Annotated in this window: 12 protein-coding genes; 5 read left to right on the plus strand and 7 right to left on the minus strand. The window is 68.9% G+C overall.

Translation table 11 applies throughout. The annotated features are described in order from the left end of the window. Nucleotides 1-38 precede the first annotated feature (38 nt). The 5 genes from aroB to RIF23_RS03805 form a co-directional block, all read right to left on the minus strand. A complete protein-coding gene (gene aroB, locus RIF23_RS03785; RefSeq protein WP_310911252.1) occupies nucleotides 39-1112 on the minus strand; it encodes a 3-dehydroquinate synthase in 1074 nt (357 codons plus the stop codon). A gap of 59 nt (nucleotides 1113-1171) precedes the next feature. Further along, nucleotides 1172-1702 carry a shikimate kinase gene (locus RIF23_RS03790; RefSeq protein WP_310910888.1) on the minus strand — a complete coding sequence of 177 codons (531 nt, stop codon included), beginning with the start codon at nucleotides 1700-1702 and terminating at the stop codon, nucleotides 1172-1174. Nucleotides 1703-1708: 6 nt separating this feature from the next. Then, nucleotides 1709-2887, minus strand: a complete 1179-nt coding sequence (gene aroC / locus RIF23_RS03795; protein WP_310911253.1) for a chorismate synthase — start codon at nucleotides 2885-2887, stop codon at nucleotides 1709-1711. A gap of 44 nt (nucleotides 2888-2931) precedes the next feature. Beyond that, on the minus strand, nucleotides 2932-3903 hold the full coding sequence (locus RIF23_RS03800; protein WP_310910889.1) for an A24 family peptidase: 972 nt from the start codon (nucleotides 3901-3903) through the stop codon (nucleotides 2932-2934). 96 nt (nucleotides 3904-3999) lie between these two features. Beyond that, the gene (locus tag RIF23_RS03805; RefSeq protein ID WP_310910890.1) at nucleotides 4000-4719 is read right to left on the minus strand and encodes an SseB family protein; all 720 of its coding nucleotides are present in this window, start codon (nucleotides 4717-4719) and stop codon (nucleotides 4000-4002) included. A gap of 440 nt (nucleotides 4720-5159) precedes the next feature. Here RIF23_RS03805 and RIF23_RS03810 point away from each other — a divergent pair, with 440 nt between their 5' ends. Beyond that, nucleotides 5160-5717 carry a YceI family protein gene (locus RIF23_RS03810; RefSeq protein ID WP_310910891.1) on the plus strand — a complete coding sequence of 186 codons (558 nt, stop codon included), beginning with the start codon at nucleotides 5160-5162 and terminating at the stop codon, nucleotides 5715-5717. 23 nt (nucleotides 5718-5740) lie between these two features. Here RIF23_RS03810 and RIF23_RS03815 read toward each other — a convergent pair whose 3' ends face one another. Next, the gene (locus tag RIF23_RS03815; RefSeq protein ID WP_310910892.1) at nucleotides 5741-6940 is read right to left on the minus strand and encodes a CaiB/BaiF CoA transferase family protein; all 1200 of its coding nucleotides are present in this window, start codon (nucleotides 6938-6940) and stop codon (nucleotides 5741-5743) included. A gap of 554 nt (nucleotides 6941-7494) precedes the next feature. Here RIF23_RS03815 and RIF23_RS03820 point away from each other — a divergent pair. Continuing rightward, nucleotides 7495-9759 (plus strand): protein kinase domain-containing protein, encoded by a 2265-nt coding sequence (locus RIF23_RS03820; protein ID WP_310910893.1) that lies wholly within the window; start codon nucleotides 7495-7497, stop codon nucleotides 9757-9759. 118 nt (nucleotides 9760-9877) lie between these two features. Here RIF23_RS03820 and RIF23_RS03825 read toward each other — a convergent pair whose 3' ends face one another. Next, entirely contained in the window at nucleotides 9878-10468 is a 591-nt protein-coding gene (locus tag RIF23_RS03825) for a nucleotidyltransferase family protein (protein ID WP_407659392.1), read from the minus strand. 290 nt (nucleotides 10469-10758) lie between these two features. On the opposite strand from RIF23_RS03825, the gene RIF23_RS03830 reads away from it, so the two are divergent. From RIF23_RS03830 to RIF23_RS03840, 3 genes are read left to right on the plus strand one after another with little or no spacing between them, the layout of a single operon-like run. After that, nucleotides 10759-11061 (plus strand): urease subunit gamma, encoded by a 303-nt coding sequence (locus tag RIF23_RS03830; protein ID WP_310910895.1) that lies wholly within the window; start codon nucleotides 10759-10761, stop codon nucleotides 11059-11061. Beyond that, a complete protein-coding gene (gene ureB / locus RIF23_RS03835; RefSeq protein WP_310910896.1) occupies nucleotides 11058-11390 on the plus strand; it encodes an urease subunit beta in 333 nt (110 codons plus the stop codon). Before RIF23_RS03830 ends, ureB begins: the two co-directional genes overlap by 4 nt. Continuing rightward, a complete protein-coding gene (locus RIF23_RS03840; protein ID WP_310910897.1) occupies nucleotides 11387-13090 on the plus strand; it encodes an urease subunit alpha in 1704 nt (567 codons plus the stop codon). The genes ureB and RIF23_RS03840 overlap by 4 nt, the downstream gene beginning before the upstream one ends. Nucleotides 13091-13096: the final 6 nt, after the last annotated feature.

Below are 13096 nucleotides of genomic sequence, written 5' to 3' on the forward strand. Positions count from 1 at the left end.
CATCCGACACAGGGCCGGCGGTGGTGGCCGCGAGGCCGTCAGCCACTCACCCGCTGGTAGGCCGCGGCCAGCATCGCCTCGTCCGGGACGGCACAACGTGCGGGGCGCGCAAGATCCTCCAGAAGAACGAACCGCAGCGTGGCTCCCCGGGCTTTCTTGTCCCGACGCATGGTTCGGAGCAGCTCGGGCCATGCTGCGGCCGGATAGGTGGTCGGCAGGCCGACACCGCCGAGGATCTCGCGGGTCCGGCGTGCCAGTGCGGGATCGGCTCCGTGGTGCAGCTGGGCGAGCTCCGCAGCGAACACCATCCCGATCGCCACCGCGTAACCGTGTCGGAAGGTGTAGTCCTCAGCGCGTTCGATGGCATGGCCGAGTGTGTGGCCGTAGTTGAGAATCTCCCGGTGGTCGGACTCCCGGAAATCCGTTGACACGACACTCGCCTTCACCGCGATGGCGCGTTCGATCAGGGTGCGGGTATACCGGCCATCCGGTGTCGTTGCCGCGTGGGGATCGGCCTCGACGAGCTCCAGAATCCTCGGGTCGGAGATGAATCCCGCCTTGATGACCTCAGCGAGTCCGGACACGTACTCGGCGCGTGGCAGGGACGGAAGTGTGGCGAGGTCACACAGCACGCCGCTCGGTGCGTGGAACGCCCCGACGAGATTCTTGCCCGCGTCGGTGTTGATTCCCGTCTTGCCCCCGACCGCGGCGTCCACCATGCCCAGCATCGTGGTGGGGACCAGCACCACGGGAACCCCCCGGAGCCACGTTGCGGCCACGAAACCAGCCAGGTCGGTGGTGGCGCCACCCCCGACACCCACGATCGCGTCGGTCCGGGTGAAGTCGGCGGCACCCAGCTGTTCCCACAGTCGGGTCGCGACCGATATCTTCTTGGCGCGCTCCCCGTCGGGCACATCCAACGACGTGACGACGTACCCGGCCGCCCGGAGGGCGTGGCATACGGGCCGCGCCAGTTCCGGCAGTGTGTCCGGATGAATCACGGCAACCTGGCGCGCCCGCGGCCCGACCAGGGACGGCAGCTCGCTGAGAATCCCACTTCCCACCACCACGTGATAGCCGTGGTTCTCGGCAGGTGACGGTGCCGTGCCCATCTCCGATCCGGATCGAATCTCACCCGCGTGCGGCCCCCCCACCGGGATGCGGGTGGCACTCACTCCTCGGCCTCCCCTACCCCGGACTGGGCGAGCCCGAGCACGATCGTGTCCACGATCTCCTCCGGATGCTGGTCGGCGGTGCTGACCGTGGTGCTGGCCAGGCGCTCATAGACGGGGGTACGTTCCTGGAGGAGCTTCTTCAATTGTGCCCGCGGGTTGCCGGCCAGAAGCGGACGGGCCTTGGCCAGGCCCACGCGCTTCACCGCCTCCTCGAACGGCACCTCCAGGTACACGACGTGATGCCCCGCCAGCTCCTGCTGTGTCTCCTCCCGCAGTGCGGCACCTCCGCCCAGTGCAACCACACCAGTGGCGGTATGCAGGGTCTCGGCCACCACGACACGTTCGAGCTCCCGGAACGTGTTCTCCCCGTCCTCGACGAAGATGTCTCCGATCGCCTTGCCGGCGCGGTCCTCAATCACGGCGTCCGTGTCCACGAACCTGACACCGAGACGTTCGGCCAGCAGCGAGCCAACGCTGCTCTTTCCCGCGCCCGGCGCTCCGATGAGGACAGCCAGGGGTGCGCCCATGTCTCCCTACCTGATGGTTAGCGTGTCCAGATAGCTCTGTGCGTTGCGTGTGGTCTCGGTGACCGAGTCCCCGCCGAACTTCTCCAGGAGTGCCTCGGCAAGGCTGAGGGCAACCATCGCCTCAGCCACCACACCGGCGGCGGGCACCGCGGTTACGTCACTCCGTTGGTGGTGGGCCTGGGCCGGCTCGCCAGTCTGCGTGTCCACGGTGTCGAGGGCACGGGGCACGGTCGCGATCGGCTTCATGGCAGCCCGGACCCGAAGTGGCTCCCCTGTGGACATGCCGCCCTCGACTCCACCGGAGCGGTTCGTGCGTCGCTGCGTTCCGCTCGGTCCCGGCTCGATCTCGTCGTGCGCGGCCGAGCCTCGCCGTGTTGCGGTGTCGAATCCGTCGCCCAATTCCACACCCTTGATCGCCTGGATCCCCATCAGGGCGCCGGCGATCCGGGAGTCGAGGCGGCGGTCCCAGTGGACATGGCTACCAAGACCGGGAGGAAGGCCATAGGCGAGGACCTCCACCACACCGCCCAGAGTGTCGCCCGAACGTTTGGTCTCATCGACCTCGGTGACCATGCGGGCACTGGCCTCGGGATCGAAACACCGCAGCGGATCGGCGTCGATGCGGTCCCGATCTCCCGGCCCCGGGAGCTCCGCGGTTCCGGCGCTGATCTCCCCCATGGCAACGACGTGGCTGAGGATCTCCACCCCAAGGACCTGGTGGCACAGGCGCCGTGCAATCTCACCCAGTGCCACCCGGGCAGCGGTCTCCCGCGCACTGGCGCGTTCCAACACCGGCCGGGCTTCCTCATGACCGTACTTCTGCATCCCCGCGAGATCCGCGTGTCCCGGACGCGGTCGGGTCAGTGGGGCGTTTCGTGCGAGATCCGCGAGCTCCTGCTCGTCAACGGGATCCGCGGACATCACCTGCTGCCACTTGGGCCATTCGGTGTTCGCGATCTGGACGGACACCGGGCTCCCCAGGGTCTGGCCGTGCCGGACCCCACCGATAATCGAGACATCGTCCTGTTCGAACTTCATTCGGGCGCCGCGCCCATAGCCGGCGCGCCGCCGCATCAGTGCCGCCGCGAGATCGTCTGAGCTCACCCGAACACCGGCCGGAAGCCCCTCCAGGATCGCGACGAGTGCGGGGCCGTGTGACTCCCCCGCCGTCAACCAGCGCAACATGCCCTCGATCATTTCATGCCACACCGGGTGCTGATGCACGGGTCTCACCCGGGAAGCAGCACCGGTATCGGGCCGGCCAACACCGCGATGAGGAGGCCGGTCAGCAGGAACGGCCCCAGGGGAATCTGGGTGGTCCGCCCAGCACGCCCGGCGAGGAGCAGGAGGAGCCCCACCAGTGTGGATCCGAGGAAGGCGCTGAAGGTGCCCAGCAGGGTGCTGGCCAGTCCGAGCCACCCGAGATAGAGCCCGAGGACTCCGGAAAGTTTGACGTCGCCCCAGCCCATGCCTGCGGGGTGGATCAACCACAGAATCAGGAAGCAGCCGCCCACCCCCAGGGCACCGATCAGGGCGTGGGCGAGCTGGGCCGTTTCGTGCGCGGGTGAGAGAGCCGCCACGGTGAGGAGGGCGAGGGCCACCGGATAGGTGGGCAGTACCAGTGGATTGGGCAGACGTCGGGTACGGGCATCCACGACCGCCAGGAGGACACCCACCGCACCCAGATAGCTGAAGGCCACACGTTCCACACCGGAGGACAGTCCGAGCGCGAGGAGCGCGAATGTTACGGCGGTGAGCACTGGCACGAGCACACCGCCCCGCAGCGAGGCGGCGCAGTGCGGGCAGGCGCGGGTCCACAGCAGACGTGGGGGAAGGGGAGCCCAGGCTGGCCATGGGATCGCACCGAAGCAGTGTGGACACTCCGGTGGTGGGGGAAGGGGTGGGTCTGGTTGTTCCGCCTCTGGGGAACCTTCGTCGGTACGATCGGCCGCACGTTCCGGGATCCGTGTGGTCGACGGGTCCGGCTCCAGCCCGACGGCGCGGGTCTGCCCGGTCTCGTCTTCGGTCACGTCGGCAGCGGTATCGTCGTAGTCCCGGAACAGGGCCACGATGGGCGCGGTCCAGATCCCGACCACCAATCCGAGGCCGGCCCACAGGACTACGAGAACTGCGGTGTCACCGCCGGCGGGTAACACGGGGGAGATGTCGGACACATAGGCACTGTAGGCACACCCGGCCACGACATCCCAATCCTGGTTGTGCGCACGGGTCCTGGCACCCCGTGAATACCCTGCCGGGTGAATGGCGTACCGGTGTGTCGACCTGCCGAGGCCGGGTCAGTCCTCGGGACGGGTCGCACGGACCACGGCACTCAGTTCCACGCCCCCGGGGAGCATGGGGCGAAGCTCCTCGGCGAGACGGTCGGCGACCCGGCGTATCGAGTCGTCGTCGCGGTGTTCCAGTTCGAGCCGCACGCCGATATCGGCGCGCTCCGAGTCCAGCACCCGTACGCGCTCGATACCGAACTCCGTGTGGGTGACCCGGTAGATGGCGGCGAGCACCCGGGTGTCGGACTTCGGTTCCGGAACCGTGCCCTGCTCGGCGAGGACGGAGAGAAAGTAACCCTCCACCGTGTACGGAACCGGGCCGGCCATATCCAGTACCAGGGCATCGGCTCCCTCATCGCATGCGGCCTGACAGGCCTCGCCCACGCTGACCGGAACGGGGCGTGCCCCGGGACGCCACTGACGCATGCTGTCCACACAGGTGAAGGCGAGCATGCCGCGACGCCCGTCGTTGCCCACGAGAATCGGGACGGCGACTGAGCTACCGTGGCCACTGTCGCCATGCTGGGTGGGGTCGGTGGCAGTCGCGGAGCTGCCCTCGGAGGTCGTGACCACGGGCACAAGCAGTCGCGCGGAGCCCAGCGCGGTGAGGACGCGTCGTTGGCTGGCCTGGCCACGCGTGTAGGCCTGAAGTGCGTCCCGCAGCTGTGGGTCCGCGTCTCCGCGGTCATCGGTGAAGCGCTGCGCCCCGGTTATGGTTGGTCCCGTCACGTCACGTGACTCTACCCGGTCTTGGCACACCCTCGGATGGGCCTCCGGGCAGGCCCCCTGGACGGTGCCTCGTTTCGCTACCGCACGCACGACTCCACCGGCCGTTCCGCGGGAACGGTATAGCCGTAGACCACCCACGTCCCCGTAGTGTCCCGCCCCCGACTGGATCCCGGCACCCGGGATAGGGCCGGCCATGTCGGCGCGCGGGTCACCGCTCTTCCCGCATGTCTTCCTGCGTGTCTTCCTGCGTAGATGTCGTTTCGTGGGCCTCGCGCCGCTCCACCCGGACTCGCCGCCATCCACTTTGTTGAAACATCAACATCTTCCCAGTAAGGTACACGCTATCGCCGTGAGGTATGGGGGAACGACCCACGGTGACAACGAAGGTATCCCCGTGACAGCGCGAGCGACTGTCCCATCGACCACAGCAGGAGCAGCAGATGACCATCGAATCCGCGGCACAGCAGATTCCCACCGGCACCTGGACGATCGACACGGCGCACTCCGAGGTGGCGTTCTCGGTTCGACACATGATGGTCAGCCGGGTGAAGGGACGCTTCGAGAAGTTCACCGCGACCCTGACCGTCCCGGAGGACCGCAGCCAGTCCACACTCACGGCCACCATCGACGCCGGCTCCATCAACACCGACCAGGAGCAACGCGACGAACACATTCGGTCCGCGGACTTCTTCGACGTGGCCAACCATCCCGAGTTCCACTTCGAGGCCACCGAAATCCGCCCCCGGGGAGAGGACTTCTCCGTACTCGGAAACCTGACCATCAAGGGCAACACGCGCCCCGTGGAGTTGGCTGCCGAGTTCAACGGAGTCACCCAGGACCCGTGGGGCAATGATCGGGCTGGGTTCCACGCCACCACGGAGATCAGCCGTAAGGACTTCGGAGTCGACATCGAAATGCCGATGGACGGGGGTGGTGTCGTGGTCGGTGACCGGATCCGGATCGAGATCGACGTGGAGTTCACCCGGGACCAGGACTGACGGCCCGCGCCCCGAGGTCTTGCTCAGGAGGCGGCCGTCTCCTCCAGACCCGCCAGCCAGGCCCGCACGCTGTCGTTGTGCTCGCCAAGCCGTGGTGGGGGCTGGTGGCCGACACGGTTTCGGGAGGCCCCACTCGCCGGGTCCTCCAAGCGCAGTGCGGATCCCGGCAGTTCGATATCGCCGAGCGCGGGGTGACGTACCGAAAGTACGCCACCCTGCGCTCGCGCCTGCTCCCACTGGTAGACCTGGTCGATGCTGCGGATGGCTCCACAGGGAATCCCAATCGCGGAGATCCGATCCAGCCAGGAATCACGCGTGTCGGTGGCCAGGACGTTCTCCATCTCGGCATTGAGGGCGGTCCGGTTGTCGACACGTGCAGCGTTGCTTCCGAACCGGGTGTCGTCGGGATCGAGCCCGAGCAGAACGGCGAAGCGCCGCCACTGCTCCTCACTGGCCACCGCCACCTGAAGCATCCCGTCCCCGCAGGTATAGGCACCGTAGGGAGCGATCGAGGGATGGTGGTTTCCGATGGGCTCCGGCCGATCACCGGCCACGCTCCATCGGGTTCCCTGGAAGGCGTGCACTCCGATCAGTGCAGACAGCAGGGAGGTACGGACCACGGTTCCCCGTCCCGTCCGCATACGCTCGTACAGCGCCGCGAGAGCTCCTTGAGCAGCGTTCATCCCGGCCAACAGGTCACCGATGGGCACTCCGACTTTGGTCGGTGTCTGTGGGTCCGGGCCCGTCACACTCATCAGCCCCGCCTCTCCCTGGGCGATTTGGTCGTACCCGGCCCGCCCCCCTTCGGGACCGTCGTGCCCGAACCCGGTGATGGAACAGATGATCAGGCGAGAATTGAGCTCGTGCAGCCGTTCGGCACCGAATCCTCGCCGGTCCAACACTCCGGGGCGGAAGTTCTCCACCAGGATGTCACTGACACGTACCAGGCGGGTCAGAAGCTCCACTCCGCTGGGATCCTTGAGATCTAGCTCGACTGACTCCTTGTTGCGGTTGCAGGAGAGGAAGTATGTGCTGGTTCGTTCGTCCTCCGGGCCAGCGAAGGGCGGCCCCCATCCGCGGGTGTCGTCCCCACGTCCCGGCTGTTCGACCTTGATGACACGGGCCCCGAGGTCCCCCAGCAGCATCGCCGCATGGGGCCCCGCAAGGGCACGGGACAGGTCGAGAACCACGGTTCCGGAAAGCGGTCCGTCTGGGTCTGCCATTGCAACCCCCTAATTGGCTAGGCCACTAGCCCAATAGGGGCACAGTAGTGAATACCGCTCCCCCGCACAAGCCCACGATGCTGGTCTAGTCTGGATACCGGTGCCGTCCACCGGCAGGCGAGCCCCAGGGCGACCCGAGCCACGGCCCACACGCGATCGGGGAAGAGCACACCGTCATCATGGCAAGCCACGACCCAACGGACCCGGATCCCACCGAGCCCACGCGCAGGATCCCCTCCCGGGGCGCACGGGCAAAGGCGACCGCGCCCACGCGTTGGGTGACCGCCCTCCTCCGGCCAGCACCCCAGGCGCACCCGGGTGCCGAGCCCGCGCCGAAACCAGGACCTGCTCCCGATCCGGCGGACACCGAAACGAGTTCCCGGGACGACCGGGACTCCGGGCAAACCGCGCTGCTGCCCCCTCGGGACCACACGCAGCGGAATCGCGGACACCGTCCGGCCGCCCGCGGCACGCCGGGGGCACAGTCGCACCCTCGGGGCATCCGAGGGTTGGCCGCCCCGGCAGAGTGGCTCTCCCGCCTGGTCTCCCGCGCTGTGGTCGGATCCCCCCATGAGCTGGCCTCGACCATCCCGCCCAGCCTGGTCGAGACCTACACCCTGCTCGAATACATCGGTTCCGGTGGGGAAGCGGTGGTCTACCTCGTGGAGCCGCGTGCCCATCCCGGCCACCGTCTGGCACTGAAGGTGTACCGCCCGGGACACGACATCAACCGCGAACTGTTGGACCGGCTGCGGGCACGCCCCACCGATTCCCCCTACATCCCGGCCATCCACGACTACGGATACGCGCGCAGCCCGTGGGGGGAGGACCTGGCCTGGGAAGCCCAGGAGTACTTCCCCCACGGATCCCTTCGACAGATCCTCGACGGAGCACCGTTGGCCGAAGAGCAGGCACGGGACACCGTGGCGGCAGTAGCGGCGTGTCTGCGGTACTGGCAGGAACAGCTCCAGTTCAACCACACCGACGTCAAACCAGAGAATCTCCTGGTTCGCCAGGTTGCCCCTCCCGTGTTCGCGCTCACCGACTTCGGCGGGGCGGTTCGCGCCACACTCAGCCGGGTCTACGGCGGCCTGGCCGTCACCGAGGACTACGCGGCTCCCGAGGTCGTGGAGGGCCGGCGCGAGGCCCCGTCCGCGTGGTGGTCGCTGGGGATCATGGTGCACGAGCTGGCAACCGGACGGCGCCCGGAACGCGGGGACAGCTGGCTGGCCGCCCGCAGTCGCGAGATCGACGTCTCTGCGATCGGTGCCGAGGAGTGGCGGCTGTTGGCTCGGGGGCTGCTGCACCCGAGCCCCGAGGCCCGCTGGGGGTACCAGCAGGTCAACCAGTGGCTCGCCGGAGAACAGCCCGAGGTGCGCCCCCAGCGCCGGTACGCCACGCTGAGCTTCGGGGATGTGGCCCATCAGGATCCCCCCAGTCTCGCCTTCGACCTCCTGGACCGGTCGGAGGCCGGCGCAGTATGGCTGCGCACCAACTGGCGGCAGCTGCGGTCGTGGTTGGATCGCGAGGTCAATGACCACATTTTCGACCGGGAGTACCTCACCCAACTCGAGTCCCATCCGGAACGCGCCCACCTGGCGATCTGTGCGCTGGCGGCCCGGTTCGTTCCGGGCATGCCTCCGCGCTACCGCGGCCACGAGATCACCGCTGAGGGGTTGGGCAGCCTCGCCACGGGAGACCCCAGCCAGCGGGCGGTCCTGCGGGAAGCACTCGAACTGGGGGCGGTCGGTGTGGCCGCCCGGCACTGGTGCGACCACCCGGCCTGCCGAGCCAGCGGCACCAACCGGTGCCGGCAGCTGGAGCGCGCCCAGCACGAGGTCCCACTGATCATGGAACGCGTGCGGGATTCGGTCCGGCAGGTCGCCGACACCGCCCCCACCCAGCCGGGCACCGCGGAATGGGACTCGGCGTGGGCCCAGGCCACGCAGCTGGTATTGGATCCGGAGGCCACACAGCGCTACCGACGACTGTTGCGTACCAGCACCTGGAACCCGCTGCGTTCCGACACGCCCCGCCATGCCTCCTGGTGGCGCGAGCAGCGGCGTAGCGGACTGCGGGGCACCGACGGGGAGGTGTCGGCGCAGGCGGCACTGGTCACCGCCTTCCTGATGCTGCCCGCGGCCAGTACGGCCGGGGCACGCAGCCGCGAACTCCAGCGCGTCGAACGTCGACACCGCTGGCGGGAGCGCTGGCAGCGCACCCGGGCGGCCGTGGCCGGAGCCATCCCCCGTAGCTCGGGCTCCCCGGCCCCCGCTGCCGAAGGAAACGCCCCCGGTGACCAGCAGATCCCCAACCGGCCGGATGAGCGTCAGCGCGCAGTACAGCAACGTCGAACCGAACGGCGGATGCGTCAGGTCCAACGTGCCATGTCGGCCGGACGGTGTCGGCGGCATGGCATCCCGCTGGCCTTCCTGGGCCTGCTGGACGGAGTGGGCACCCTGCTGTGGACAACGGTGGGGCTCTACAGCACCTCGGCCGGGATCGCCACCGCCCAGCGCGTTGCGACCGGATTCGTCGACAGCCCGGTGGGGGGCCTGCTGTCCGCGGTCGGAGGCACGGCGATGGGGCTGTTGCCGGCCGAGATCGGCTACCGGTGGTGGTTTCCGATCGTGCTAGCGGTTCTGCTGTGGTTGGCCTGCCGTACCGCCGCCGCGAGCACCCGCCCCGCGCGCCTCCGGCTGGCCGCCTCCTGGCTCGCGGTCCTCGGCTCGGTAGTCATGACACTGCGCCTGCTGGCCAGCGCCCTGCTGATGCTGACCATGGGGGTGCTCATCCCGCTGAGTCTGCTGGTGGGGTAGGGAGTGTTGCGCGACCGTCGAGGATGCGCGGCCGGACCGGAATGGTTCGCCCCGGACCCACGGCCGGCCAGCCCCGAAACAGTCGCCCCCGTGCCGGCGCGGCGGCGTTACTCATGACTCACACTGGGCGGGAATCGCCACGCGGGCCCGTGGCACGCAGGCGTTCCAGGTCCGCGAGGGTGTCGATGTCCTCCGGGCTGGCGATATCGTCACACGGAATCGGGGTGACCAGATGGGCATAGGCCGTGAGGAACGGGCGCGCCCCCACGTCGCCCTGGGCCATCTCCCGCACGCGTGGCCAGTGCTCCCGGGCCAGCAGCACGGGGTTGCGCCGCTTACCGCTGTAGGTTGCCACCGCGGCCCGGGCACCGGCGGTGTATGCCGCCAGCAGACGCGCCACTGCCTCGGAGGTGATCAACGGCTGGTCCACGAGAACGATAACGACGGCGTCGGCCCCGTCGTCCTCCAGCGCCAACAGTCCGAGCCGCAGCGAGGATCCCATACCGCTGGCCCAGTCCGGGTTGTGCACCTGACGCACCGCTCCGAGATCCGGTTGGACCGCACCGGTGACCACCACCACGGTGGCGCAGCCGGCACTGCGCACGGTGTCGACGCACCGGTCCACCAGGCGCTGGCCCGCGAACTCCACCGTCGCCTTGGGCTGGCCCAGTCGCTGCCCCTGCCCGGCGGCCAGAACCAGCGCGGCCACCGACGTCCCGGTGCTACGGTGCGCTGCCACCCGAGCGCCTCCCCTCGTGCTGCCTGGTACGCACAGTAGTCCCCTCCGGGCGCGCCGGCCAGACGAGCGGTGACAGCTCCAGCCCCCGGCGGGCTCGCCGCGTAATCTGCTCCGTCCCCCGAGCGCGAACCTCCGCAACGGGGTGCTGGATGTTCCACTCCGCGCGGTGTGCGGTTTTAACGCGGCGGGTGCGGTGTAGGAAACATCTGTGTTACACGCGTGCGGCACAGTAGCTCTGGCGTCGTCCCCGGAGGGAGCCCATGTACCTCACCCCGTCCGACACGGAGAAACTCCTTCTCAGTGTGGCCGGCATGGTGGCCCGGGACCGGCGGGAACGCGGGGTACGGCTCAACTATCCCGAAGCCACGGCCCTGCTGTCCTGCTGGGTCCTCGAGCGGGCCCGAGAGGGAGCGAGTGTGGAGCGGCTCATGGTCGAGGGCCGCCAGGTACTCGGCCGCGACGAGGTCATGGAGGGAATCCCCGAGATGGTGCGCGACGTCCAGGTGGAGGCGACGTTCCCCGACGGCCGCAAGATGGTCACACTCACGGAACCAATCCAGTGATCCCGGGAGAGATCTGCGCCGCGGCGGGCGAGCTGGAACTCAACGCGGGCCGGCCACGCCGATTGCTCGTGGTGGCCAACGACGGGGACCGTCCGATCCAGATCGGCTCGCATTTCCACCTGGCCGAGGCCAACCCGGCGCTCCGCATGGACCGCGCGGCGGCGTGGGGGCAGCGTCTGGACCTGCCGGCCGGGGGGTCGCTGCGGATTCTACCCGGCACCGAGGTGGAAGTGGCGGTGGTCCCGTTCGCCGGGGCCCGCCGGGTCCCGGGAATCCGGACCGGAAAATCCCACGAACAGACGAACACCGCAGCGGAGGCCCAGCAGTGAGTTGGATCGCGCGCGCAGAGTACGCTCACCGGTTCGGGCCCACGGTCGGGGACCAGGTGCGTCTCGGCGATACCGACCTGTGGATCGAGGTGGAGCGCGACCACTGCGTCGGTGGGGACGAGGCCGTGTTCGGCGGTGGCAAGTCCATTCGCGAATCGATGCTGCAAAGCACCCACTCTCGGCAGCGAGGCGCGCTGGACCTCGTGGTGACCAACGTGGTGGTGCTGGACCACTGGGGGGTGGTGCGCGCGGACGTCGGGGTGCGCGACGGTCGGATCACCGCGATCGGCAAGGCCGGCAACCCCGACATCGCCGACGGGGTTCACCCCGATCTCGTCATCGGCCCCGGCACCGAGGTGCTGGCCGGGGAGGGTCGGATTCTCACTCCCGGCGGAATCGACTCTCACGTCCACCTACTGAACACCGACGCGTTGCGGGAGGCCCTGGCCACCGGAATCACCACGGTTCTCGGGGGCGGGACCGGACCCGCGGAGGGCTCGAAAGCCACCACGGCCACCCCGGGCAGCTGGAACCTGGGCATGGTGCACCGGGCGGTGGACGACCTGCCGCTGAACGTGGTCCTGTTCGGCAAGGGCAACACCGTTGACGCCGCGAGTCTCGCCGAGCAGGCTCGCGGTGGTGCCGGGTCCTACAAGGTGCACGAGGACTGGGGAGCCACCCCGGCCGCGATCGACACCGCGCTGCGCGCCGCCGCGGAGTGGGGACTCCAGGTGGCGGTGCACACCGACAGTCTCAACGAGTCCGGATACGTACGCCACACGCTGGCGGCGATCGACGGGCGTACCATTCACACCTTCCACACCGAGGGTGCCGGGGGTGGACACGCCCCGGACATCATCACGGTGGCGGCCGAGCCGAACGTGCTGCCGGCCTCCACCAACCCCACCCTGCCATTCACGGTGAACACCCACGCCGAGCACCTGGACATGCTCATGGTGTGTCACCACCTCAATCCGCGGATCGAACAGGACGTGCAGTTCGCCGACTCGCGGATCCGCGAGACCACGATGGCCGCCGAGGGGGTGCTGCACGACCTGGGGGCACTGTCCATCATCGGTTCCGACGCACTCGCGATGGGACGCGGCGGGGAAGTCACCTGCCGCACCTGGCAGCTGGCGCACGTGATGAAGCAGCAGCGGGGCCCGCTGGACTCGACGCTGCCGGCGGACAACGCACGGGCGCGACGCTACGTCGCCAAGTACACGATCTGTCCTGCACTCGCACACGGGATCGAGACGGATGTGGGCTCGGTCGCCGCCGGCAAGCTCGCCGACCTCGTGCTGTGGGACCCGGCGTTCTTCGGGGTCCGACCGACGGCCGTGGTCAAGGGCGGCGGTGTGGTCTATGCCCCGCAGGGTGATCCCAATGCCTCCATTCCCACCAACCAGCCGGTGCTGCTGCGTGAGGGCCTGATGAACGCGGCCGGGGCGCATCTGGCACTGAGCTTCGTGTCCCAGACCGCGCTGGACGAGGGGCTCGGTGCACGGCTGGGCCTCCGCCGCACCCTACGGCCGGTGCTGCCCACCCGCGATCGCAGCAAGGCCGATCTGGTGAACAACACCGCCACCCCCGACATCGCGGTGGATCCGGAGACCTTCCAGGTGCGGATCGACGGCGATGTGGTACACCCACAGCCGGTGGTGGAGGCGCCCCTGGCCCAGCGCTACTCCCTGTTCTAACGCGAG

Source organism: Lipingzhangella rawalii (genome assembly GCF_031628175.1).
In the GTDB taxonomy this organism is placed as follows: Bacteria; Actinomycetota; Actinomycetes; order Streptosporangiales; family Streptosporangiaceae; genus Lipingzhangella_A; species Lipingzhangella_A rawalii.

What these genes read in the sequence shown, in the direction of transcription:
- aroC (WP_310911253.1), bottom strand. Translation starts at nt 2,887, where the DNA reads ATGTTGCGCTGGTTGACGGCGGGGGAGTCACACGGCCCCGCACTCGTC.
- aroB (WP_310911252.1), bottom strand. Translation starts at nt 1,112, where the DNA reads ATGGGCACGGCACCGTCACCTGCCGAGAACCACGGCTATCACGTGGTG.
- RIF23_RS03815 (WP_310910892.1), bottom strand. Translation starts at nt 6,940, where the DNA reads ATGGCAGACCCAGACGGACCGCTTTCCGGAACCGTGGTTCTCGACCTG.
- RIF23_RS03830 (WP_310910895.1), top strand. Translation starts at nt 10,759, where the DNA reads ATGTACCTCACCCCGTCCGACACGGAGAAACTCCTTCTCAGTGTGGCC.
- RIF23_RS03790 (WP_310910888.1), bottom strand. Translation starts at nt 1,702, where the DNA reads ATGGGCGCACCCCTGGCTGTCCTCATCGGAGCGCCGGGCGCGGGAAAG.
- RIF23_RS03810 (WP_310910891.1), top strand. Translation starts at nt 5,160, where the DNA reads ATGACCATCGAATCCGCGGCACAGCAGATTCCCACCGGCACCTGGACG.